This is a genomic window from Salinibacter grassmerensis (genome assembly GCF_947077765.1).
Classification (GTDB): Bacteria; Bacteroidota; Rhodothermia; order Rhodothermales; family Salinibacteraceae; genus Salinibacter; species Salinibacter grassmerensis.
The window spans coordinates 602603-626273 of record NZ_CAMTTF010000001.1 but is presented as its reverse complement, the minus strand read 5'-3'; the positions used below and the strand labels follow the sequence as shown (position 1 = coordinate 626273).

Genomic DNA, 23671 nt, shown 5'->3' with positions numbered 1-23671 from the left:
CCTACCGCATCTGGAACGGAATGTCGAACTGGACCCAGCTCTCAGTCGGGGTCCAGCTGCCATCTTCCAGAACGTAGGCGGGCTTCCACGTGGCCTGCGTAGCGGCTTTGAGGGCGATTCGGTTGAGCGTCGGGTGCGGCCCCGAGAGCACCTCCACGGCGTCGGCCCGGGAGGTCGCATTTTCCCCCTCTCCCTCAACGCCAAGGTGTACCTGCAGCTGCACAACGCCGGAGTACTCCTCCGACCGCAGGCTGTCGGGCCAGGTAATGTTGTCGGGCGACTGATCCCGCTGGGGCTCACGGAAGTACTCAGTGATCGCCTCGTAGGCCACCTTCTGGTTCTTGTTCAGCAGGTCCGACTGCAACTCTCCGTTGCTCTGCAGAACGTTTCCGCTCAGGTCCACCTCCTCCAGTTGCGGAGTGGCGTACTTCCCGAAGAGGGAGTCCACGACCATGGGGTTGTTGCGGTAGAGCGGCAGGAGGCTGCGCTTAATTGCTGACTGGAACTGCTCCTGGTTGACGTCACCACTCGCTGACAGTTGCACCTTTGCGTTTTCAACGCCCATGCCGGACAGGCTGTCGAGGTTAATGAACACCGCCGAGGTGTCTACCCCCTCCGCCCACCAGTGCATGTCCGAGTTCTGCCAGCCGTCCGGCGGCGCCGTGGGGCTGCTGCCTCCACCACACCCGACGACAAAAAAGAAAAGAACGCCGACGAGCGCTGTGGCAATGTTGCGGGTCGAAAACATGATACGATCTTGTAATCGGTGAGATGGGTGAAATTGTGCTACGGTGTTAGGAGCCCGGTCCGGAGGCGTTCCCGGTCCGTGGCCGTACTCGGGCGGTCTCAGGCGGTTGCGGTCACTCGACGAGCACCGGCGTCCCGACGCGCACCTGCTCCCAGATCACGTCCATGGCCGCGTTGCGGATGGCCACGCATCCCTGTGTCCAGGCGGTTGCGTCCCCCGTCCCGTCGCCGTGAATCTCAATCCACCCGCCCAGGTCCGTGCCCATGGGCGGCATCCGGTGCTCTTGCTGGGCCTGCCTGATCGCCTCGTACTGGGAGCGGGAGATGAGCCCCGCGTCCAGCCCCCGGCGTGCGTCCTCTACCTTCGGGTAGTTGAGCACGAGGGCCTTGTAGAACTCGCTCTGCGGGTTTTTGTGGACCACGTAGAAGGTCCCTTCGGGCGTGCGCCAGTGGTCGGGACGGTTCTCGCCACCGTTTCGCTTCTTGTCGGCGAAGGAGTTGTAGGCCATGTCCGCCTGGAAGGCGTGGACGAGCTCGGCCCCGCGGTACACGTAAATGCGCCGCTCCCTCTTCGAGACGCGGATCCACATGTTGGACAGGGCCTCGGCGGCAACGTACCCGGTCGTGCCCCCGTCGGTCCGCACCCGGCACCAATCTGCCTCGCACGACAGGCGTCGGACGGGCGTGCGCATCGACAACCGGGTCACCGGGGTGTTCAGGCCCGAGCGGTTGTGAAGGGTCGCCGTCTCCCCGGCCACGTAAAACAGCGGCGTCGACCGGAATACGCCCCTCCGCCCTTCGAGAACGTCCGGGCTCGGGGTCGGCGATCTTGGCGAGGCGGACGTCCGCGTCGTGTCGGACGGGGCACTCGGTTGGGCGGCGACCGAACACAGGCCGCTCGCCAGTCCCGCGGCAAGAAGAAGCACCCATCCTGTCGTGCGCATGACACGTCGGCTAGCAAGGGGGGCACGGACACCCGGAGCGATGCCCGGCGGGATCCGAATTATGAGTCGTTCTGGGCCCGACAGTATCGGTAGGCCTCCAGGGTGCCGTCAAGAACCGTCCCCTCCGTGACATGGTCCACCTGGGCCCGCACCGTCGCGTCGGCGTTGGCCGGGGCGAACGACGTTCCCACCGCGTCGAGGGCCTCCAGGTCGGTCTCGGCGTCGCCGATGTACGCCATCTCGGTCAGCGATAGGTCGAGGCGGTCGGCCAGCCACTCGACCCCATCCCGCTTCGTAATGCCGGGCGGGACGACGTCCACCGAAATGTCGGTCGCAAAGACATGGAGGCCGGGCGTCTCCTCGGCCACGAACTGCTCGGTCCGGGGCTGCAGAGCCTGAATCTCTTCCACCTCCGGCGAGACGACGCCGGTCTGCGTGCGCTTGGCGTAGTCGATCGAGATTTGGGTGCCCGGGACGCACTCCGTCGCGAACCAGCGCTCCACGGCGTGGAGCTTGGCCTCCACCTCGTCGGTGAGGTGCGGGCTCCAGGCGGTCTGGGCCGCCACCGGATCGAACTGCCCCCCACCGGCCTCGAATAGCACCGGGGTGCTAAGGTCGAGCGCCTGCGTCATGGCCTCGACGTACGGGTAGGACCGGCCCGAGCAGATGGTGAGGGCCGGGGCCGTGTCCGCCTCGTCCGGGAGCCGCCGGAGCGTATCGAGCCCCGTCAGGTCGTACGCCTCGTAGGGCGCGGCCAGGCACCCGTCGATGTCGGTGATGAACAGTTTGATCATGTGGGCTGGGTGGAGCATGCATCGGAAGTTGGGGCACCTGACGGGGATCGGGCCCGTCGGCACCGTTACGTCTCCGTGTCCTCCCCCGAGAGCGAGTCCTCCATCGCCTCCACAATCTTGTCGGAGATGCCCATGCTGGCGAAGCCGCCGTCGTGGTAGAGCGTCTGCATAGTAACCATGCGCGTGAGGTCGCTGAGAAGCGTCACGGCGTAGTCCGCGCAGCTGTCGGCGTCGGCGTTGCCGAGGGGGGCGACGCGCTCGGCAAACTCGTACATTGCGTCGAAGCCGTCGATCCCGGAGCCGGCGGTCGTCTTCGTAGGGCTCTGGGAGATGGCGTTGATGCGGATGTCGCGTTCGCCCAGCCGAGAGCCGAAGGAGCGGACGATGCTTTCCAGCAGTGCCTTCGCGTCGCCCATCTCCGAGTACTTCGAGAAGATGCGCTCGGCCCCGATGTAGCTCATCGCCAGGATTGACCCGCCGTCGTCGATCGCTTCGGTATTGAGGGCGTGGTTGACGATGCGGTGCAGGCTTACGGCCGACACGTCGAGCGTCTGCTCGTACCAGTTGTAGTTAAGGTCCTCGTAGGGCACGTCCTTGCGCACGTTCACGCCCATCCCAATGGAGTGGACGATGAAGTCGATGGAGCCGTGCTCGTCTTTTACCTCCTCGAAGAGCTCGGCGAGCTCCTCGTCGTCGGTGGCGTCGGCCCAGATGATGGAGCTGTCCGTCTCGTCCGCCAGCTCGTCGAGCGAGCCGAGGCGGCGGGCCACCGGGGCGTTGGAGAGGACAAAGTCCGCCCCTTCGCGGTGACAGGCCTGGGCGATCGACCAGGCGATGCTGTCCTCGTTGAGGGCCCCAAAGATGACGCCCGTCTTTCCGTCGAGCAGGTCGTAACCGTCCATGTCAGTCGAAGTCGTAAGTTGGAAGAGAGTGAGCAAAAGAAGGCTCCGCGGGCCGCCTACAGTCGCACGTCGTCCATCGGGGCCAAGTGGCCCAGCAGGTCGGCGTGCACCGGCCCATTGGTGGCGCACATCTGTTGGTCGAATACGGGCGTGATCCCGGCGTCATCGTGGTAGTTTGTGACCCGCCCGCCGCCCTCGCGCACGAGCAGAACGCCCGCCGCAATGTCCCAGGGACTGAGTCCAGTCTCGAAGAAGCCGTCAAACCGGCCACAGGCCGTCCACGCCAGGTCAATGGCCGCGGAGCCGTGCCGGCGCACCCCCTGAGCGTCACGGAGAACCTCAGCCAGTACGTCCAGGTACTGGTCCGTGTGGTCGAAGCGGCGATAGGGAAGCCCCGTCGCCAGAAACGCGTCCCCGAACGCGTCCGTCGCGCTCACCCCTGCCTCCGTCCCGTCCACCTGAAGCCCGTGCTCCGCCACGGCCGTGAAAAGCTCATCGTGCGGCACGTCGAGCACCACGCCGACCACGATCTCGCCCTCCTCCTGCAGCGCGATGCTGACGGCGTAGGGCGGCACCTGATGCATGAAGTTCGTCGTGCCGTCGATCGGGTCCACAATCCAGCGCCGCCCCGACACGACCGGCGCGTTCTCGCCGCCTGCCGCTCCCTCTTCGGCGAGGATGGCGTCTCGGGGGAAGGTCTCGCGGAGATACTCAACGATGACCGCCTGGGCTCGCTCGTCGGCATCGGTCACGAAGTCGTTGCGCCCCTTGTCGCGCACGTCGCCGGGCCCGCCGGCCTGCTCCCGAATCACGGCGGCGGCCCGGCGGGCCGCCTGTACGGCCGTGTCGAGGAGCAGATCGTACGGCGAGTCGTGCGTAGGGGAATCCATCTGTGCACGGTCGATTGCGAGCATCGGAGGCCGAACGCCCCGAAGACTTTACGAAGCCCGTTGCGCGGGCCGAAACTTTTGGCCGGTTTCGGGCTAGCGGTACCGGAATCCGCCCCAACATATAAATCGACGATGAGTGATGCAGCCCGCCCCCTCCAAACGCGCCCGTTTTTTACATGTCATTGTAGGCGGGTGGCTCCTGGTGGTTGGGGGCCTGGGCTGTACTCAACCTGTCGCGTACGAGGGAGAGTACGCTGCGTTCGGCGCCCTCGACACGATTGAGGCCGTAGACGCATCCCGCGACTCGGTCCTCACCGTCCTTGCCCAGCTCAACCGGACGGCATTCGATTCGGCCTTTGCCCGTCTCGACGCGTACGCCGTCACCCGGGACGTACGGACCGAGCAGTTGGATACGACCGGGGCGACCACCGCCTATCGGACGCGAACGCTCCGGTATCCGCCCGGCACGGACCCTGGGATGATCCAGCGGGCCGACTCGACCGGCCAGTTCCAGTCTGGGGGGCTGCTGGCGGGCCTTGCCCCTTCGCAGTCCCGCCGCGCCCGCCCCAGCAACCTGGCGGGACAAGTCCTTTCCGATACCTCGGATAAGCCGGCGTACCTCGCCCCCCGCACACAGGAGTCCTACCGGTACGCCCTCCGCCGCGACTCGCTCCTGGACGGCACGCCGACCCACGTGGTGGAGGCGAAGGTGCGCTCGGACGAACGGGGCGCCGACCGGAGCATCCGGTACGCCCGCCTTACGATCGATCGCGCGTCGCACGCACTGGTGGGCCTCACCACGACCCGGGCCAGCCAGATTCTGCTGTTCCGCGAACGGAGCCAGATCACGCTCCGCCTCCGCCGGGCACCCGACGAGGCCTGGGTGCCGCACCTGACCCGCGTCCGGGCCGTCGTGGACGTGCCCCTTCGCGCCCCGCGCCAGTTCCGCACGGTGTCGGCGTACCACGGGTACGCCCCCCGTTAGCAGGGCGTCCCCGAAATAACGTCCGCACCTTGTCTCTATTTTTCCACATCGACGCTTTCGTCTCATGCCCCTCTCTCTCGTCGAGGACACGCAGGGGCGGCTCTCCACCGACCGCCTCGGCCGGTCGATGCGCGGATTTGAGGAGGTCGGTTCGACGAACGAACGGGCGGCGCAGTGGGCAGCGGAGGGCGCACCGGAGGGCGCCACGGTGCTTACCGAATACCAGACGACCGGGCGGGGACGGCACGGGCGCGACTGGACGGCCGACAAGGGCCGCAATCTTCTCTTCTCCGTGGTGCTACGTCCCACACTGCCGCCGGACCGGTTCGGTCTCTTCACCGTGGCCGCGGGCGTGGCCGTCGCCGAGGCCGTTGAGAGCTTCGTCTCCCCCCATTCGGCCGCCCTCAAGTGGCCCAACGACGTTCTCCTGGAGGGCCGCAAGGCCTGTGGCATCCTGCTGGAGTCGTCCCTTGCCCCGCCCAACACCGACGCCGTGGTCGTGCTGGGGGTCGGCCTCAACGTAAACCAGACCAACTTCCCCGACGCCCTCGCCGACACGGCCACGTCGCTCCGCCTCGCCACCGGCCGCCCCGTGCCGCGCCCGCCACTCCTGGCCCGGCTGCTCGAGTCCCTCGAACATCGGTACGACGCCGTGCAGCGCAACGGGGCCGAATCGGTCCGCAGCGCGTTCCGGGAGCGCCTCGCCTCCCTCGGGTCGTCCCTGTCTCTACGCCTTCCCGGCACCGACGAGGTCCTCTCCGGCACCGTGCAAGGCATCACGGAGACTGGAGCCCTGCGGCTGCACACGGCGGACGGTGCGGAGAAAATCGTGCACGCAGGCGAGGTCACGACCCAGCGCTGAGCCCCAAATCCCTCTTCTTCCCAGGCATGCTTCTCGCCCTCGACGTCGGCAACAGTGCTGTGAAGGCGGGCCTTTTCTCGGGCGACGAGCTCGTCCGCGCGTTCACCGTTGCCCCTCCGGACGACGACGCCCCGGCCCCCGCTCACTGGCGGGCCGGACTCGCCTCGGCTCTCGCCGACGTGACCGTCAGCCACGTGGGGCTCGTGTCCGTCGTCCCCGCCCGCACCGACGCTGTGACGCGTGGACTTCGGGGCTTCGTGGACGCCCCCTTGACGATCGTTGAACCCGGACTGGCACTCCCCTTCGCCCTCGACTACGACACCCCCGACACGCTGGGCACCGATCGGCTGGCCGCGGCCGCCGCCGGGTGGGCCCGGCACGGGCGCGATGCCTCCCGCAGCGTCGTCGTGGTGGACGCCGGGACGGCGGTCAACTACGAGGTGGTGCACCAGAACGGCACCTACCAGGGCGGGGCGATCGGCCCGGGGCCAGTCCTGATGCGGAATGCCCTTCAGGGCGGCACCGCACAGCTGCCGGACGCCCCCTTGTCCCTTCCGGAGACACCGGTCGGCGCCTCTACCCAGACGGCCCTACAGAACGGCATCCTGTGGGGCCTCATCGACAGCGTTCAGGGGATGACCACTCGCCTCGCGGACCGGCTTCCCGACACGCCCCAGGTTGTCCTTACGGGCGGCTGGGGCGGCCTCCTCATCGAGCGCCTCAGCATCGAGGCCACGCACGCTCCTCATCTCGTGCTGCGGGGCGTGCGGCTGCTTGCGGAGAGAAATCGGACGTAGCTCCCCGCCTGGCGGGTTTTCAGGGCGCCGGCGCTATGCCTGCAGCGTTCCCTGCTCCACCAGTCGGAGCAGTTCCTGAATCCGCGACATGACCATCTGGATGGCGACCTCGTTGTGTCCGCCCCGTGGGATAATGATGTCGGCCTCCCGCTTCGAGGGCTCTACAAACTCGAGGTGCATCGGGCGGACGGTCCGCTCATACTGGCGCAAGACGCCTTCGATGGACCGGTCCCGCTCCTGCATGTCTCGACGAATGCGGCGCATGAGCCGAATGTCATCGGCCGCGTCGACGTAGATCTTGATGTCCATCCGCTCCTCAAGGGCCGACTCGGCCAGCACGAGGATGCCCTCGATGATGATGACGGGGCGGGGCTCTACGGTCTCGGTCTCCTCCTGGCGGGTGTGTGTGGTGAAGTCGTACACCGGCTTCTCGATCGCCTTCCCATCGATCAGGCGATCAAGGTGCTCGCGCATGAGCGACGTCTCCAGCGCGTCGGGGTGGTCAAAGTTGAAGCGTGCCCGCTCCTCCGGAGAAAGGTGGGCGAGGTCCCGGTAGTATGCGTCGTGGTCGAGGATTGCGATTGGGTCCGACCCGAACTCCTCAATGATGTGGTTTAGGACCGTCGTCTTTCCCGACCCGGATCCACCGGCGATGCCAATAACGACCGGAGGATTCATAGACATCGGAACACGGGGGAGGGACATGCGCGGGCGGTGTGCGAGTCAGAACAAGACCTGAGGGGCTCGCGGACGCTTCGGGTTACTCTTGTACCATGACGATCCTCCAGGTTTTCGTGTCCTCGTCGTAGGTGGAGGCGTCCTCGTCGAACGTGAGTTCGTCGGACTCCTCTTCCGACCACTCCCGGAGGTCTTCCATCTCCTCGGCCGTCTCCTGCACGATGAAGTTCACGAACTGGCCGCGCTGCACCTCCAGGTCTTCCCCGGTGATGGGGACTCGCTCCCCGTCCTCGACACGTTCGAACTGCACCTCGACGCGGGCCGTGTAGGTGTGCTCGTCGGTCCAGGCGTTCCGGTGCACCTCAGGGAGCAGGTCCCACACCCACCGGTCTTCGAGGCTGTCGTTGAGCATGGGGCTGATGATGGGTCCCCAGTAGTCGGCCACCGGTCCCACGTCCGGCAGGGACGCCCCCATGCCGAGCTGGTAGTTCGGGATCAGGTCGTCGGGACGCAGGAGCCCGAACAGCCCCGACAGGATCACCCCGTTTTCGAGGAGACGACGCTGCGCCCCCGTTGGAAGGTTCGCGAAGTCCATGGCGGCGTACATCACGCCTGGGCTGAACCGGTCAAGCGCCGACATGAGCGGGGCATCGTAGATTTCACCGTTGACGCGGATGGCCTCTTCCAGTTCGTAGCCCTCTACCCCAAACACCTCGCCGAGCGCCTCCTCGTCCTCCGCGTCGACCACCTCCTGCAGGGTGTCGATTAATTCGCGCCGGTCGGGATTCAGATCGTCGAAGTAATTGAACGTCCCCGATGTGCGGTAGTCGAACATGTCCGGGGCAAACGGATTTCCGCCGGGCTGCTTCTGGTCGGCGGGGGAAAGCAGGACGGTCAGGTCTGGCATGTAGGGGTCGGTCGGTCAATCGATGGCGACAGAAAGGAGAGCGGGGGCGAAGAGAAGGTGTGCCCCGACACGAGATGCGAGTCAGTCTGTGTCGTCGGCCTGCGACGCCTGGCGGAGCTCGTCCATCAGCGCGTCAATGTCATCGCGGATGTGGTCGGCTCGGGTTTCTGCGTCTTCCACGACGGCGGCGCTGTTGCGGCGCCCTTCGCTCTCCCCCCCAGACCGAAGGAGCCGACGGAACAGCATTCTCGTCTGCGCCGACAATTGTTCGAGCTGGTACGCGATGCGACGGCGTGCGTCGGGGCCCCGCTGCGGGGCGAAGAGCATGCCTAGGGCAAATCCGACGGCCCCTCCCGCCAGCGCACTGCACACCCCAATTCGAGTCATGCGTTTCCGTGACGTCTCCTTCATGAACAATCGGCGTACTGGGCGAGAAAACGTGTGAGGGAATTGAGCTTTTTTCTACCGTACAGCAGCGGTCCAGTTTCTCTCAACCGAAGATCCTGCATGGCTGCACGGTTCTCATCCGTCCCCCGGCCGAATCACGGCTCTTCCCTAAATCTTCGCTTCGTTCGTCGTTACGCCCGGGCGGGGCGGGGAGAAGAACGAACCCTTTTACATTCAGGGCTTTGAATATTACCGACCTCGTGCGTTTCTTGCAACACGCAACTGGGAATCTACACGGCCTTTGCCTACGCGCGTCGGCTGATCTTGCTGTTCCCCACCGACCGGGTTGGGGCTTCCCCACCCGTCTCTGTGACGGTACCCCGCAGGTCGTACGCGTCGCCCTTCGTTGGGGCCTGAGGGTCGTTCCGGGCGCTTCGCCGCCGGGAGCGATGCTCGGCGCGGCCTCGAACTGCCCCGCCCTCATTGACGACGAGTCTACGACGTATGCACGAAACCCCCTTTCCCATCCACGAAACGGGCTCCTTTCGGTACAATGCGGAGGGCCCCGCCGACTCTTCCCTGCCTCCGGTCGTTCTCCTGCACGGCATGCTGGGGGACCTGAGCAACTGGGTCGATACCGTGGAGGCCCTCTCGGACAACGGCTACCGGGTGCTCGCCCCAGTTCTTCCGGTGTACGACTTCCCGCTGTCGGAGACGGGCGTGCCGCGCCTCACGACACACGTCCGGGACTTCGTGGACACGCTCGACCTCGACAGGATTGTCCTCGTGGGCAACTCCCTCGGGGGGCATGTCGCTCTCCTGTACGCCCTGAACCACGTGGAGAAGGTCCACGCCATGGTGCTCTCCGGGTCGTCCGGCATCTACGAGACCACGATGGGCTCGTCGTTCTTTCGGCGCCAAGACCGCGAATTCATCCGGGAACGCACCGAGATGACATTTTACGACCCGGTCCACGCCACCGAGGAGCTGGTCGACGACATGCTTGAAATCGTGAACGATCGGCCGCGGGCCTTTCGGCTGCTCAAAATTGCCCGCTCGGCCGATGAGGAGACCGTCACGGAACAGCTTTCGCAGCTTGACATGCCGTCGCTGCTGGTGTGGGGCCGCGACGACATCGTCACGCCGCCCGAGGTGGGGGAGGAATTTCGGGATCGGATGCCGGACGCTCGTCTCGAGTTTATCGACAAGTGCGGGCACGCCCCGATGATCGAGCATCCGGATACGTTCAACGCGCTCACGCTCGAGTTCTTGGAGGAGCTCGCCGAAGAGGCCCCCCTCACGTCCCCGTCTGGGCGGTAGACGCCCTGCGCTGTCCAATCGGCCGGACAACTGTGTGACGAAGCGCACGCCGCCCCCTCCCGCAGGCGGCGCTCGTTTGCGGATGCGCCGGCTAACGCCTGCCTGGCACACACATTGCACGTCATCTGTCATACAGCGTCGGTCGCGTGCGCGGTCACGTTGTGCGGGACGTCACAGTCCCCAGGAGGCCTCCATCCTTGCCGGGCAGATGCGTCTTTGGGTGAGCGCATCTGCCCGGTTTTTTTGTTCTGAGGATTCGCCGTGGGGGGCCAGAATGCCTGAAGACAGCGGGCCTTGCTCCCTTCCTTTTACGCCCGTTCTCTTCGAATCTTGGCCCCACTCCGGGCTGTTCTGCGCGTTTGCCTCAGGGGTTATGCTGCGGACCATCCGTGTGTCTGTGGAACGAATCAGGGCCCGCGCTCTTCTTTTGGCGTTCGCCTGCGCCGCGGCGTCGTCTCGGGACACTTTTCGCGACTCGTCGTATAGAGAACGGAACCACAAAAAGAGCTCGGGCGCTCATCGATCTTCGAACAACACGGCTAGGTGGTCATCATGGCACGCGGAGTCAACAAAGTTATTCTTATCGGCAACCTCGGCGACGATCCTGAACTCCGGTACACCGGCAGTGGGACGGCCGTCTGCAACATGTCGATCGCAACCAACGAAACCTACACCGACAACGACGGCAACGAGGTGCAGAACACCGAATGGCATGACGTAGTGGCGTGGGCCCGGCTCGGCGAGATCTGCAACGAGTACCTCAGTAAGGGCTCTCAGGTCTACTTCGAAGGAAAGCTCCAGACCCGCTCCTGGGAGGACCGTGACAATAACACGCGCTACTCGACGGAGGTGAAGGCCCAAGAGATGATGTTTCTCGACAGCAACCGCCAGGGCGGGGCGGACATGGACGGCTTCGACCAGACCCGTGAGGACGAGGCCCTGGACCAAACCCGCCAGGAACAACCCGCCGGCTCCTCCGGCCCGCAGCCCGGGCAGCAGGCGTCTTCTGGAAGCGAGGACGAGGACACGTTCGAGCCGGACGATGATCTTCCCTTCTAGTCCTGGCGCTTTCCGACACAGCTCCATGCGATCTTGTGTCTCGAGAGGAGGAAGGCCGAGTGCACCTCGGTCTTCCTCCTTTTGTGTATCTTCCCCTCTTTTTTTGCGCCTCGCAGGCGCACACACGCGGAAGTTACATCTTTTCCCGATCTAACCCGGGCGATTTGTTGCAGCTTCGTTTGCAGATCCCTTCTCTGCGGTCGATCTTCTCCATTGTATGCTCGTTGCGATAGAGCGAAAACACGACAATCATATTCCGTCACGGCCCTTAACTTGGGCTCGCTGTCTCCCTGAGACCCCAGTACAATGAGCATCGCCTCTTACCTGTCCGAAGACCTCGGGACCTCCGTCGAATTCGACACGTTCCGGGACGCCTTCCAGAAGAAGCTCCACAAGGTCTTCCGAATGCGCGGCGACTTCGATGCGGTCAGCACGCAGCGAGGCCTTCCGCCGTTCATGATGCGGGAGATTCAGTCGATGACCCCGCTCTCGGTCTTCATCCCTGAAGAGTACGGCGGACGGGGGGGCCACGTACACGAGTGCCAGTCCATTTTGGCCACGGCCTCGTACGAGTCGCTCGCCCTCTCTCTCACCCTGGGCATCAACGGCGCTCTGTTCCTTCAGCCCCTCACGAAGTACGGCGCCGAGTCCATCAAGCCCCCAATTTTTGAGCGCTTCATCGAGGAGAAAAACCTGGGGGGGCTCATGATTACGGAGCCGGACTACGGGACCGACGCCCTCAGCATGGAGACCTCTTACACGGAGACGGGGGACGGAGACTACCACCTCACGGGCACCAAGCACTGGGCTGGCCTCACGGGCTGGGCCGACTTTTGGCTCGTGACGGCCCGGCGTCAGGGCGCCAACGGCGACCTGGGGCGCGACATCGACTTCTTCGTCGCCGACATGAACCAGCCCGAGCAAATGATCGAGGTCGAAGAGTTCTACGAGAACCTCGGCCTCTACATGATTCCGTACGGGCGCAACCATGTCGACATTCAGGTCCCCGCGCAGCATCGCCTTCAGCCCGAGAGCACGGGCGTCAAGATGATGCTCGACACCCTGCACCGGAGCCGGATCGAGTTTCCAGGCATGGGCATGGGCTTTCTCCAGCGCATTCTCGACGAGGCCCTGGCGCACTGCAAGGAACGCTTCGTGGGCGGCAAGTCGCTGCTCGAGTACGACCAGGTGCAGCGCCGGGTCGCGGACATCCAGGCCGCCTACACGGCATGCTCGGCCATGTGCCTCCACACCAGCGAGCACGCCCACACCGACAACAACCTGGCCGGCAGTTCCCTCTCGGCCAACGCCACCAAGACGGTGGTCACGGACCTCATGCAGAACGCCGCCCAGTCGCTCCTGCAACTGACTGGGGGCAAGGGCTACCGGCTCGACCATGTGGCCGGCCGCTCGGTGGTCGACAGCCGCCCGTTCCAGATCTTCGAGGGCTCGAACGATGTCCTCTACCAGCAGATCTCGGAGTCGATTCTCAAGTCCATGCGTCAAGCGAAGGAGCGCAACCTCCGCTCATTCTTGGAGGACCACGACCTGACGGCCCGCGCAACCGACTACTTCTCCGGGGCGCTCGACTTTGAGGTCGACCAGTCGCTCTCGCAGCGCAAGCTCGTGGACCTGGGCCGCGTTCTCGGGCGCGTCGTCACGATGGAGATGGTCATCGAGCTCGGCGACCGGGGCTTTCGGAGCGACCTGATCTCCAACTGCCTCCAGTCATTCCAGGAGAAGGTCGAACGCCTGCTCGCGTCCTACGGGCGCTCACAAACGCCGTCTGTGATTGACGACTACGTGGAGGGGAGCGCGTGGCTCGACTTTGTGGAGGCGTAGCCCTGGACCTCTGGGTTCACGGCACGGATTTCGGGGCCCCTGCGAGCCGTTCTCTTCAGGTCCAGAACCTGTTTTTTGACCATCCCCCTACCGTCTCATGCCCGCCCGCTTCGGTGTCATTGTCTTTCCGGGGTCGAATTGTGACCACGACGCCTACCACGCCGCCCACGACGTCTTCGACCAAGAGACGCGCTTCATCTGGCACGAGGAGGAGACGCTCGGGGACGTGGACGTGGTGATCGTGCCGGGTGGGTTCTCGTACGGCGACTATCTGCGGTCCGGTGCCGTCGCCCGCTTCTCGCCCATCATGCAGGACGTGATGCAGTTTGCTGAGGACGGGGGGCCTGTGTTTGGCATCTGCAACGGCTTTCAGGTTCTCTGTGAGGCGGGCCTCCTCCCCGGCACCCTCATGCGCAACGAGTCACTCCGCTTCGTCTGCAAGGACACGCCGCTCCGGGTCGAAAACGCCGACACGCCCTTCACGAACGCCCTGACGGAGGGCCAGGTCGTCACGATCCCCGTTTCCCACGGCGAGGGCCGCTACTACGCCGACGAGGACGTGCTCGCCCGCCTCGAGGCCAACAACCAGGTGCTCTTCCGCTACTCTACGGCGGACGGTGAGATCACCGACGACGCCAACCCAAACGGCTCGGTCCGCGGCATTGCCGGCCTCGTCAACGAGGCGGGCAACGTGTGTGGTCTCATGCCCCACCCGGAGCGGTGCGTGGAGTCACTGCTCGGGGGCGACGACGGTCGGCTCATCTTCGAGTCGCTCCTGAACCACGTCTCGGCCGTCACGGCGTGACGCACACACTGCGACGGCCAGCACAGAAGAGGCGTAGCCGCTCCCCCGTTTCCGTAGGTGCCACGCGTCTCGTGACGTGCAGAGGATCCGTCTTCGGGGCCGTCCCCGTTCTCCCACTCGCCCATCTACAAACGGAATGGAGCGTCTTCTTCAGGCCCCTATCACACTCGCACTACTGGTCTCCAACCTGGGTGTGAGTCTATACGCCTTCACCGACCCGTCCCTCCTCCGCGAGCTGTCGTTCCGGCCCCACCGCATCCAGACCCACCGGGAGGGCTACCGGTTTCTCACGGCCGGCTTCGTGCACGCCAGCGGCGCGCACCTGGCCTTCAACATGATCACGTTCTACTTCTTCGGGCCCCTGTTGGAGGGCATCTTGGGGATCGGGGCGTTTCTGATGCTCTACTTCGGCTCCGAGCTCGCGGCCCATGCACTCACGTTCGCCGCGCACCGTGACGATCCAAACTACTCGGCAGTGGGGGCGTCCGGTGCCATCAGTGGGGTCGTGTTCGCGTTCTGCGTGTTCTTTCCACTGCGCAACCTCTACCTGTTCTTCGCGCTGCCCATTCCGGCCATCCTCTTCGCGTTCGGGTATGTGTTCGGATCGATCTACGCAATGGGGAGCAGCGACCGGGGCGGCGCGCGCGGCAGCGTGGGCGACTGGATTGCACACGAGGCCCACGTAGGGGGGGCGCTCGCGGGCGTCATACTCACGATCCTCCTCGAGCCGCGCTCCGTACAGGTCTTCCTGGAGTCGTTCCGGCAGCTTCTCGGGTAGGCCCTCAGAGCACCCGGTCGCGCAGCTCGGCCCAGTCCGAGAAGGTGAAGCCCCGCTCATTGGTCGAGTGACCATTGGTGCCGTTCCGGGTGTACCACGCCACCCGCCATCCCACCGGCTCTGCGCCCTCCACGTCGGACCGGTAGGAGTCCCCCACGTAAAGCACGTCTTCGTAGGACACCCCCACCGTCTCTGTGGCGTGATCAAACACCTCCGGATCGGGCTTGAGGGCGCCGACGTCTTCACAGATTACGAGGGCGTCGGACCGCTCGCGAAGCAGGGGGAACTGGTCGAACTTCTTCTCTTGCACCTCGGCGAAGCCGTTCGTGATCACGCCCACCGGGTGATGGTCGGCGATGGCCTCGAACGCCTCCCGTGCCCCCGGAATAAAGGCCCAGTGCTCGGCGTAGCGCTGCATGTAGTACCGGGCGATCAGTGTTGCGTCGGCGTGGGGGGCATCCACCGCCTCCAGCAGCCCGTCGAAACGTCGCTGCTGCACCGTCCGCTTGTTGATCTCCCCATCGGCGTACCGGCGCCAGAGCGGGGCGTTGATGGTGTGGTAGGTCTCCTGCAGCTCGTCGACCGATCGGGCCCCGAAGATGGTCAGGTAGCGGTTCCGCACGTCGGCCAGGGCCTTCCGCTCGGCCTCCTGGTGGTCGAGCAGTGTGTCGTCGAGGTCGAAGTATACGAATTCGGGATCCATCGTCGTGGGGCAGCTTTCGAAGGGCAGGCGTCAGGGTGCAGTCGGTCGGTCGCGTCCTCAGTCGTTCTCGGAAAGGGGGGTCTCGAACATTGCGTATTCCTTGTCGACGACGGCCCCCAGGGACTCGACGTGGTTTTTCAGCCGGTCGTTCGTGTCGAGCACCCAGCTCATCTCGCAGGCCGCGTAGCCGTTCGCCGGTCCATTCTCGATGGTGGCAAGGACGAGCATGCTGTCCAGTCCTTTGCCCTGGTAGTCCTTCCGAACGCCCATGAGCGGCATGCGACACTCGTGGACCCCGTACTGCGTGTGGAGGAGCAACTTCACGAGGCCGGACGGCACGCCGTACGGAAAGAGGCGCCCGTCGGGGACGTGCTGTAGCGCCTGATTCATGTCCGGGAGCGCCACGGAGAAGCCGACCGGCGTACCCTCGTGCTCGACGAAGAACACGATCTCCGGGTCGACAATCTGCTTCAGTTCGTCGGCGAGCTGCTGGAGCTCCCCCTCCGTCATGGGCGCAAACCCCCAGTTGTCGGACCACGCGTCGTTGTAGATGTCGCGAACGGTGCGCACCTCCTCTTCGAGGCGATCCATGTCGAGCGTGCGCAGCGAGAGGCCCGGCGTGCGCCGCTTGACGAGATCCACGCCCCGCTGCAGTCGTTCGTACTCCGCGTACTTCTCGTGGAGGTAGTACGCCCACATCGTCATCGCCCGCTCCAGGCCGTAGCGCTCCAGGAAGTCCTCGTGGTACGGCGGGTTGTAGGGCATGAGCAGGGACGGCGCCCGATCGAACCCGTCCACCAGCAGGCCGGCGGTGTCGTTGAGAGACGGATTGGCCGGGCCGCGCATGCGGTGAAGGCCCTGCTCGCGGAGCCAGTCGGCGGCGGCGTCGAAAAGCGCCTCCGCGACGGCGTACTCCTCCACGCACTCGAAGAAGCCGAAGAAGCCGGTCGCGTCCTCGTGCTTCTCCAGATGCATCCCATTGACGATGCCCGCAATGCGCCCGACGACCGCGCCGGAGGCATCCTCGGCCAGAAAGAGCTGCATGTCGCCGTGCTCGAAAAATGCGTTCGAGGACGGGTCGAGCGTGTCCTTCACGTCGCGGCGCAGCGGCGGTACCCACTTCGGGTAGCGCCCCGGATAGAAGTCGTACGGAACGTCGATGAACCGGGCCCGACCGCGCCCTCCATCGACGGGGCGGACGGTCACGGTGGAGGTCGAAGCCGGCATGCGAGGCGGACAGAGACTGTGGGGAACCATGCGAAAACGCCGCCGCTTTCCGACGGCAAGCCGGAAAACGACGGCGTCATTACGGACCGAATGGGGCCGCTGTTCGGGGGCCAACTACACGCTCACGGACACGCCGTGGCCGTTTGTCGCGATCACGCCCAGCTTCTTGCCCACCCTGTGAAAGGCGTCGAGAATCTGGTCGAGTTCTTCGTCGGTGTGCGTGGCCATGTAGGAGGTTCGCATAAGGGCCTGCCCCTTCGGCACGGCGGGCGGCACGACGGCGTTCACGAATACGCCCTCGTCGATCAGCTCCCGCCAGAAGCGGAAGCACAGCTCCATGTCGCCGATGACAACGGGGATGATGGGCGTCTCGCTCTCCCACACGTCGAAGCCCAGGTTGCGGAATCCGTCGCGCATGTAGTCGGAGATCTCGTGCAGTCGGTCGAGCCGCCCCGGCTCCTCCTGAAGGATCTCCAGGGACTTCAGAACGGTCGCCACGGTCGACGGCGGCATGGACGCACTGAAGATGTGGGTCGACGCCTCGTGCCGGATGTACTCGACTACGTCGCGGTCTCCTACGCAGAAGCCCCCGATGGAGGCAAAGCTTTTGGAGAAAGTGCCCGTGATGAGGTGCACGTCGTCCTTGCGGCCAAATGTGGAGGCCGATCCACGCCCGCCGTCGCCGATGACCCCAATCGCGTGGGCATCGTCGAGCATGAGGGCCGCGTCGAATTCGTCCGCGAGGTCGAGCAGTTCGGGCACCCGCGCAATCTTGCCACTCATGGAAAAGACGCCGTCCGTGGCAATGAGCTTGCCCGCGTCCGGGCGCTCCTCATGGGCCCGCTTCAACATTTTCCGGAGGTGATCAAAGTCGTTGTGGCGGTACCGCTTGGTCTCCGCAAGGCTTTTCTGCGCCCCCGCATTGATACAAGCGTGGTTGTCTTTGTCCGAGAAAATGATGTCGCCACGGCCCGCCACGGCTTCGAGCACGCCTTCGTTCGTCATGTAGCCGGTAGAGAACAAGACAGCTTCCTCCTTCCCCATGAACGTGGCGAGCTTCTCCTCCAGCTCCAGGTGCAGGTCGAGCGTTCCGTTGAGGAAGCGGCTGCCGGTGCAGCCGGTGCCGTACGTGGCTGTTGCCTCCTGCGCCGCCTCCTTCACACGAGGGTCCGCGGTGAGCCCAAGATAGTTGTTCGACCCTGCCATCACGAGTTCATCGCCGTTCATGACGGCCCGGGACCCTTCACTCTCCTCAATGGGCCGGAAGTAGGGGTACAGGTCCGCTTGCTTCAGCTTGGCGTAGTCGCCCGACGGGTCGAAGAAGCTGTGACACTTCTCAAACAGAGAGGGATCCTCCTCGGTGGACGACGTCTGCTCGGGCTCGTCGGGACGGGTGGACTGGCGGGGGGGACGATCAGGTGTCGTCATAAAAGCGGGAACGCAGTGCGTAGTTCAGGACGCGAAGAACGTAAGGTATGCCGCGCGTTGATGGGTGCCCGCGACTAAATACATAAGTACAGTCTTTCTGCACTCGAATGATGCCGCACTGCCCCGAACGAAAGTAACACGCGACGCCCGGGGTCTCCCGCTGTGTGGGATGCCACAGTTCTCGGGTCCGGGTACTAACTAAACGTGATTGATCAGTACGTCTCTCGGCGCAGGGGTTTCGCCGATTCCCGAAATCGAAGCGCTTCCACCCCTCTCCCTGACTGATATTTTGGGGCAGTTTTACATCTCGTTCGCCGCGGGCATAGGTCCCTCGCCACTAAAATTGCACGTGGAGGCGAAGCCCAACCCCATTAAGACTTCGGAAAGACAATTCCTCGGGGGCGCGGCCGCGTCCGCCCTGCCGTCCCGCAAGCACGGGCTCACCTCCGCTCGGGCGCACGTCGAGCGCGACATCCCCGACGTTGAAGCTCAGCAGGTGTGCACTGACGTACGCGTCCAGGACGGTTAGCGCGTAGAACAGGCCCGTGCCCAAAATTGACAGGTCCCGCCAGCGTCGATACTGATCACGCTGATCTCGGAGTTCGCGCCCCCCAACGCTGCTGCTCTGCGGGTCCCCCCCTAGTCGCACGACGGCCTCGTCGTACTCTCCTTGAAACTGCCCGTACGGATTGGCGCCGCCATTCTCCTGTGCTCGGCCCCTCCCAATCACGTAGAGGTTGGCGTCCCGGAACAGGCGATAGCGCTGGGTCAGGGTGTAGATGGCATACCCACCGCCCGCCAGGCCCGCATAGACGAACGGCGTTTTGTAGTACTGACGGTTGTAGAATTGCCCCCACCCCGGCACGGCGGCTGCCCGCCAGAGGGCCCCGCGGGGAGAGTGATCCGGTGAAAATCCCTGCTCCTCCAGGATGGAAGCGCGCACGCTGTCCGGCTGCGCGGAGGCCGTGCCGGTGACCAGGCCCGCTCCCAGCGCCACGATCAGCAGTCCCAGGCCGACTCCAACACGGAGCATCTGGATCGTAGGCACCCGATCGACGAACGAAATAATGTGGTCCTTCACCAGGGGAAGCGTCTTCTCTCCGACAGTGTGCGTCCCTCGGTCTAGGGAATGTCTGCACTCTCTCTTGCCTCTACCTCCGGACGACGGGCACCCGCCTATTCGTCGGCTAGGAGCTCCACGAGGCGGTTCAGGTCCTCCTCCGAGTAGTAGGAGATTTCGATCGTTCCCTCGCCGTCCTTTTGGTGCTGAATCTGCACCTGGGTACTAAACCGGGAGCGGAGCCGATTTCGAAGCTCCTCGAACTGGAGATCGTCCCGATCGGGGGTTGCCTCGGGGGTCGAGTTCTCATCGGACGATTTCTTCGCGGTCGGGTCGTCGTCCTCCTCCTCGTCCTGGTGCCATTGGCGGGCCCGACGCTCCACCTCACGCACCGACAGGTCTTCCGCGATGGTTTCCTCGAGCAGCGCCACCTGGGCCTCATCGTCGTCCATCGCGATGAGGGCCCGGGCGTGGCCCATGCTCACTTGCTTGTCCCGTAGCGCGGCCTGAATGCGAGGCGGCAGGCGAAGCAGGCGGAGGAAATTGGACACCGTCGCCCGGCTCTTGCTCACGCGCTCGGCCACCTCCTCCTGCGTCAGGTCGCACTCCTCGACGAGGCGCTGGTAGCCAAGGGCAATCTCGACGGGGTTCAACTCTTCGCGCTGGACGTTTTCGACGAGGGCCATCTCGAGCATTTCCTCCGAGTCGGCCTCGCGGATGAATGCCGGCAGGCGCTCCATGCCCGCCCGCCGGGCCGCCCGCAGGCGCCGCTCACCGGAAATGATCTCGAACTCACCGTCCCCCAGCGCCCGCACCGTGATGGGCTGGATGATGCCGATCTGCTCTATGGACGCCGCCAGTTCGTCGAGCGCGCCGTCCTCGAACTCTTGCCGCGGCTGGTACGGATTGGGCCGGATGCGCTCCACCGCCACCTCCGCAACGCGCCCCAGCAGCCGGGTCCCGTCCTCGAACTGATACAGCTGATTCTGCTCTTCCGGCGCCTCGTCGGATTGCTCCTCGCCGTCCCCGGACGCCTGCTCATCCCGGTCTTCGGGCAGGAGCGCGTTGAGGCCTTTGCCTAGTGCTGATTTCTTACCCATGCGAAACCGGGGATCGACGAAAAAGGAGAACGAAGCAATCAGGTGCGACGATCGCAGCGTGCAGGGCTACATGGAGAACTCGTCGGCCGGCGTGGCGGCGTCCTCATCGGCCTCGGATGACGCCCCGATCGCATCCGACAGGGTTTCTTGACCGTCGGCGGACGGCGTCTCGATGGTTTCCGCGTCGCCCCGGCCATTTTTGTCCGGTGTAGACTTCAGGTACTCCTGGTTGTTGTCTAGGATCTCACGGGCAAGGGCCATGTAGTTTTGGGCCCCGGTGCTGGAGGCCTCGTACAGCAGGGCGGGCTTTCCGAAGCTGGGCGCTTCCGAGAGGCGCACGTTGCGCTTCACGATGGTCTCGAAGACCCGCTCGCCGAAGTACCGGCGCACCTCGTCGGCCACCTGGTTGGACAGGCGGAGGCGCGTGTCGAACATGGTCATGAGCACGCCTTCGATGTCCAGGTCCGGGTTCAGGTGCTGGCGCACAATCTTGATCGTATTCAGCAGCTGCCCCAGTCCCTCCAGGGCGAAGTACTCGGCCTGCACCGGGATGAGGACCGAGTCCGAGGCAGTGAGCGAGTTGAGCGTAAGCAGACCCAGCGAGGGGGGGCAGTCGATGACGATGAAGTCATACTTGCGTCGAATGCGGGGCAGGGCGGCACTCAGCAACTCCTCGCGCTGGGTTTCGTCGATAATTTCGACCTCGGCGCCCACAAGGTTGATGTGGCTCGGCATCATGTCGAGGAACGGCATCGCCGTGCTCATCACCGCGTCGGAGGCATCCACCTCTCCGATGAGCACCTCGTAGATGGAGTCGTCGACCTCGTCGGACTCGATGCCAATGCCGGAGGTGCAGTTGGCCTGCGGATCGATGTCCAGCAGGAGGGTGGGGTGCTCCGTGGCCGCCAGGGAGGCGGCTAGGTTGATTGCGGTGGTCGTTTTGCCCACGCCGCCCTTCTGGTTCGCGATCGCGATAACTTTTCCCATAGTAAACTACCGAAGACAATCTCGCTCGCAAAGAGGTTCATTTGGACCCATGTTTGACGGAGGGCCCACATCGGATAATCAGTAACAGCAACCTACGAACCATGCCCCCCCAATGTCCACCCCTCGTCACCGGATCACTCGTCCCGTTACGAAGGTTTAGTACACGGCTTTTGCTGTTCGGGCCCTCATCATAGGACGGTCTCCCAACCGGCCGCTGCCGGTCAGTGTTCTGCCCACCGAGGGGCCCCGAGCCGTGCCGATCCGGCTTCTCTGCCCCGTCGTTGTCTCGCCCATCCCCCGCTCCCCACCATGGCGCGCCGCATTGTACTGTCGTCGGACCGGGACGAACCGTCGGGGTCGACCGAGGACCTCACGATCGAGTACGCGGAGGACCTCAACGATCAGCAGTACGCAGCGGCGACGGCGGGCGAGGGGCCGCTCCTCATCGTGGCTGGGGCGGGCACCGGCAAGACGCGCACCCTCATCTACCGCCTCGCCTACCTGGTCGAGACGGGCACACGCCCCCGGCAGATCGTGCTGCTCACCTTCACGCGACGGGCGGCTAAGGACATGACGGCCCGCGCGTCTGATCTGCTCGACGGGCGCTGCGAGAAGGTGCGTGGCGGCACGTTTCACGCCTTCTGTTTGGAGGTGCTGCGACAGCACGCCGAGGCCCTCGGCTTCCCGCGCAACTTTACGGTCCTCGACGCGGCCGACGCCGCCGACGTGCTCAGCGTCATTCGCGCCCGCGGCGAATACGGCGACGGAGAGGAGCGCTTCCCCCAGAAGAACACCCTCTACTCAATGTTCTCGTCGGCCACGAACCGCGACGAGACGCTCAACGAGACAATTACGAAGCGCTACCCCCAGTTCACGAGCCTGCACGCGGAGCTGAAACGCCTCCGCGACGAGTACCGGCGGTACAAGAAGGAGCACGGGCTCATGGACTTCGACGACCTACTGGAACGCACGCTGGAGCTCCTCGAAACGAACGACGACGTGCGGCACCAGGTGGCTAGCCGCTGCCGGCACGTGCTGGTCGACGAGTACCAGGACACCAATGCTCTCCAGGCCGAGCTGGTCAAGAAATTCTCGTCGGTCCACGGCAACGTGACCGTGGTGGGCGACGACGCGCAGAGCATTTATAAATTCCGGGGCGCCGACTTCCGCAACATCTTCCGCTTCCCCGATGAGTTCAACGACACCGAGGTCTTGAAGCTAGAGCGCAACTACCGCTCGACCCAGCCGATCCTGGACCTGGCCAATCACGTCATCGAGCAGGCCGAGCGCTCGTACGACAAGACGCTCTTTACCGAGAAGACGGAGGGGGAGCTCCCGGCCCTGGTCCCGGCCGCCGACGGCGACATGGAAGCCCGATTTGTGGCCGAGATGGTGTTGCGCCTGCGCGAGGAGGGGGTGTCCCTCAGTGACGTGGCGGTGCTCTTTCGCAGCAGCCACAACGCATACGACCTAGAGGTGGAGCTCAACCAGCGCAACATTCCGTTTGTAAAGTACGGCGGGATGAAGCTTAACGAGGCGGCCCACATCAAGGACGTGCTGGCCCACCTGAAAGTGGTGGAGAACCCGCAGGACGCCGCCTCCTGGAACCGGGCGCTCCAGCTCATCCACGGCATCGGGCCCAAGACGGCCCAGTCCCTCATTGAGTGGACGACGGAAGCGGCCGAGGACCCACTGACGCTCGGGGACGGCGCCCCGTTCTCCGACCGGTACGCGGCCCGACTCAAACAGCTCTTCTCGACGCTCCGCCACGTCCGCTCCGACGATACGTCCGTCACCGAGCAGGTGGAGGCCATCCTCGACTACTACCAGCCCCTCTTCGAAAACAAGTACGCCGACGACCATCCGAAGCGCGCTCCGGACCTGGAGCACCTGGCCGGCCTCGCCGCCAACCACGAGTCGCGCCAGCGCTTTCTGTCCTCGCTCACGCTCGACCCCATCGAGCTGACCGCCCTCGATCAGGAAACCGGGGAGGACGACGAGCCGCCCCTCGTGCTGTCGACCATCCACTCGGCGAAGGGCCTCGAATTCCACACCGTCTTCCTGATTCGGGCGCTCGACGGCACCATTCCCTCGCGCCACGCCCTTCGTGAGCCGGGAGGGGTCGACGAGGAATTGCGCCTCTTCTACGTGGCCGCGACGCGGGCGGAGGAAGACCTCTTCATCTCCTACCCGATGACGCAGTACCGACGGGGACAGGGCGAGTACATGACGAGCCCGAGCCGCTTCGTCGAGGACGTGCCCGAAGATGTTCTCGAACCGGCGCAGCTTGTGGAAGAAGACGCCGTAGACGGGGAGGCCCCGGACGCATCAAACTCGTCCGGGGCGAACGACGAAATGCCCGCCTTCCAGAACGGAGAGGCCCCGGCGTCCACCGAATCCGCCCACGATGACGGTCCCCCCGAGGACCCGACTGACGTCGACGGCCTCCCGTTTTAGCCAACCCGCTTC

The 23671-nt window shown here is 64.8% G+C and carries 23 protein-coding genes; 9 read left to right on the top strand and 14 right to left on the bottom strand.

What is annotated here, in order from left to right; all coding sequences use genetic code 11:
• Position 1: 1 nt before the first annotated feature.
• The 5 genes from OJB03_RS02335 to OJB03_RS02315 form a co-directional block, all read right to left on the bottom strand.
• The gene (locus OJB03_RS02335) at positions 2-748 is read right to left on the bottom strand and encodes an energy transducer TonB (protein WP_263784871.1); all 747 of its coding nucleotides are present in this window, start codon (positions 746-748) and stop codon (positions 2-4) included.
• A 112-nt stretch (positions 749-860) separates the two neighbouring features.
• Entirely contained in the window at positions 861-1691 is an 831-nt protein-coding gene (locus OJB03_RS02330; protein WP_263784869.1) for a L,D-transpeptidase family protein, read from the bottom strand.
• A gap of 59 nt (positions 1692-1750) precedes the next feature.
• Positions 1751-2503: an HAD family hydrolase gene (locus OJB03_RS02325; protein WP_263784867.1), complete on the bottom strand. Its 753-nt coding sequence runs from the start codon at positions 2501-2503 to the stop codon at positions 1751-1753.
• A 47-nt stretch (positions 2504-2550) separates the two neighbouring features.
• Positions 2551-3387 (bottom strand): enoyl-ACP reductase FabI, encoded by an 837-nt coding sequence (locus tag OJB03_RS02320; RefSeq protein ID WP_263784865.1) that lies wholly within the window; start codon positions 3385-3387, stop codon positions 2551-2553.
• Positions 3388-3443: 56 nt separating this feature from the next.
• Positions 3444-4277: an inositol monophosphatase family protein gene (locus OJB03_RS02315; RefSeq protein WP_263784863.1), complete on the bottom strand. Its 834-nt coding sequence runs from the start codon at positions 4275-4277 to the stop codon at positions 3444-3446.
• Between the two features lie 139 nt (positions 4278-4416).
• Between OJB03_RS02315 and OJB03_RS02310 the strand changes: the two genes are divergently transcribed.
• The 3 genes from OJB03_RS02310 to OJB03_RS02300 all read left to right on the top strand — a co-directional run bounded on the left by OJB03_RS02310 (position 4417) and on the right by OJB03_RS02300 (position 6921).
• A complete protein-coding gene (locus OJB03_RS02310; RefSeq protein ID WP_263784861.1) occupies positions 4417-5262 on the top strand; it encodes a hypothetical protein in 846 nt (281 codons plus the stop codon).
• 64 nt (positions 5263-5326) lie between these two features.
• On the top strand, positions 5327-6124 hold the full coding sequence (locus tag OJB03_RS02305; RefSeq protein ID WP_263784859.1) for a biotin--[acetyl-CoA-carboxylase] ligase: 798 nt from the start codon (positions 5327-5329) through the stop codon (positions 6122-6124).
• 26 nt (positions 6125-6150) lie between these two features.
• Positions 6151-6921, top strand: a complete 771-nt coding sequence (locus tag OJB03_RS02300) for a type III pantothenate kinase (RefSeq protein WP_263784858.1) — start codon at positions 6151-6153, stop codon at positions 6919-6921.
• 33 nt (positions 6922-6954) lie between these two features.
• Here OJB03_RS02300 and udk read toward each other — a convergent pair whose 3' ends face one another.
• The 3 genes from udk to OJB03_RS02285 form a co-directional block, all read right to left on the bottom strand.
• Entirely contained in the window at positions 6955-7599 is a 645-nt protein-coding gene (gene udk / locus OJB03_RS02295; protein WP_263784856.1) for a uridine kinase, read from the bottom strand.
• A gap of 82 nt (positions 7600-7681) precedes the next feature.
• Positions 7682-8506 carry a YaaA family protein gene (locus OJB03_RS02290; RefSeq protein ID WP_263784854.1) on the bottom strand — a complete coding sequence of 275 codons (825 nt, stop codon included), beginning with the start codon at positions 8504-8506 and terminating at the stop codon, positions 7682-7684.
• 81 nt (positions 8507-8587) lie between these two features.
• A complete protein-coding gene (locus OJB03_RS02285) occupies positions 8588-8917 on the bottom strand; it encodes a YtxH domain-containing protein (RefSeq protein WP_263784853.1) in 330 nt (109 codons plus the stop codon).
• A gap of 480 nt (positions 8918-9397) precedes the next feature.
• On the opposite strand from OJB03_RS02285, the gene OJB03_RS02280 reads away from it, so the two are divergent.
• The 5 genes from OJB03_RS02280 to OJB03_RS02260 all read left to right on the top strand — a co-directional run bounded on the left by OJB03_RS02280 (position 9398) and on the right by OJB03_RS02260 (position 14697).
• Entirely contained in the window at positions 9398-10213 is an 816-nt protein-coding gene (locus OJB03_RS02280) for an alpha/beta fold hydrolase (RefSeq protein WP_263784851.1), read from the top strand.
• Between the two features lie 552 nt (positions 10214-10765).
• Positions 10766-11272, top strand: a complete 507-nt coding sequence (locus tag OJB03_RS02275) for a single-stranded DNA-binding protein (protein WP_263784849.1) — start codon at positions 10766-10768, stop codon at positions 11270-11272.
• Between the two features lie 306 nt (positions 11273-11578).
• Complete coding sequence (locus OJB03_RS02270) at positions 11579-13114, top strand: acyl-CoA dehydrogenase family protein (protein ID WP_263784847.1); 1536 nt, start codon at positions 11579-11581, stop codon at positions 13112-13114.
• A gap of 97 nt (positions 13115-13211) precedes the next feature.
• A complete protein-coding gene (gene purQ / locus OJB03_RS02265) occupies positions 13212-13919 on the top strand; it encodes a phosphoribosylformylglycinamidine synthase subunit PurQ (RefSeq protein ID WP_263784844.1) in 708 nt (235 codons plus the stop codon).
• Between the two features lie 136 nt (positions 13920-14055).
• Positions 14056-14697 (top strand): rhomboid family intramembrane serine protease, encoded by a 642-nt coding sequence (locus OJB03_RS02260; protein ID WP_263784843.1) that lies wholly within the window; start codon positions 14056-14058, stop codon positions 14695-14697.
• Positions 14698-14701: 4 nt separating this feature from the next.
• On the opposite strand, the gene OJB03_RS02255 is transcribed toward OJB03_RS02260, so the two are convergent.
• From OJB03_RS02255 to OJB03_RS02230, 6 genes are all read right to left on the bottom strand, one after another.
• Positions 14702-15400, bottom strand: a complete 699-nt coding sequence (locus OJB03_RS02255; RefSeq protein ID WP_263784840.1) for an HAD family hydrolase — start codon at positions 15398-15400, stop codon at positions 14702-14704.
• Between the two features lie 57 nt (positions 15401-15457).
• The gene (locus OJB03_RS02250) at positions 15458-16627 is read right to left on the bottom strand and encodes a GNAT family N-acetyltransferase (RefSeq protein WP_263784838.1); all 1170 of its coding nucleotides are present in this window, start codon (positions 16625-16627) and stop codon (positions 15458-15460) included.
• Between the two features lie 114 nt (positions 16628-16741).
• Complete coding sequence (locus OJB03_RS02245; RefSeq protein ID WP_263784836.1) at positions 16742-18055, bottom strand: aminotransferase class I/II-fold pyridoxal phosphate-dependent enzyme; 1314 nt, start codon at positions 18053-18055, stop codon at positions 16742-16744.
• A 337-nt stretch (positions 18056-18392) separates the two neighbouring features.
• Complete coding sequence (locus OJB03_RS02240; protein ID WP_263784834.1) at positions 18393-19136, bottom strand: DUF5683 domain-containing protein; 744 nt, start codon at positions 19134-19136, stop codon at positions 18393-18395.
• Positions 19137-19231: 95 nt separating this feature from the next.
• A complete protein-coding gene (locus OJB03_RS02235; protein WP_263784832.1) occupies positions 19232-20215 on the bottom strand; it encodes a ParB/RepB/Spo0J family partition protein in 984 nt (327 codons plus the stop codon).
• 66 nt (positions 20216-20281) lie between these two features.
• Positions 20282-21202, bottom strand: a complete 921-nt coding sequence (locus tag OJB03_RS02230) for a ParA family protein (protein ID WP_263784829.1) — start codon at positions 21200-21202, stop codon at positions 20282-20284.
• 309 nt (positions 21203-21511) lie between these two features.
• Between OJB03_RS02230 and OJB03_RS02225 the strand changes: the two genes are divergently transcribed.
• Positions 21512-23659, top strand: a complete 2148-nt coding sequence (locus tag OJB03_RS02225) for an ATP-dependent helicase (RefSeq protein WP_263784828.1) — start codon at positions 21512-21514, stop codon at positions 23657-23659.
• Positions 23660-23671: the final 12 nt, after the last annotated feature.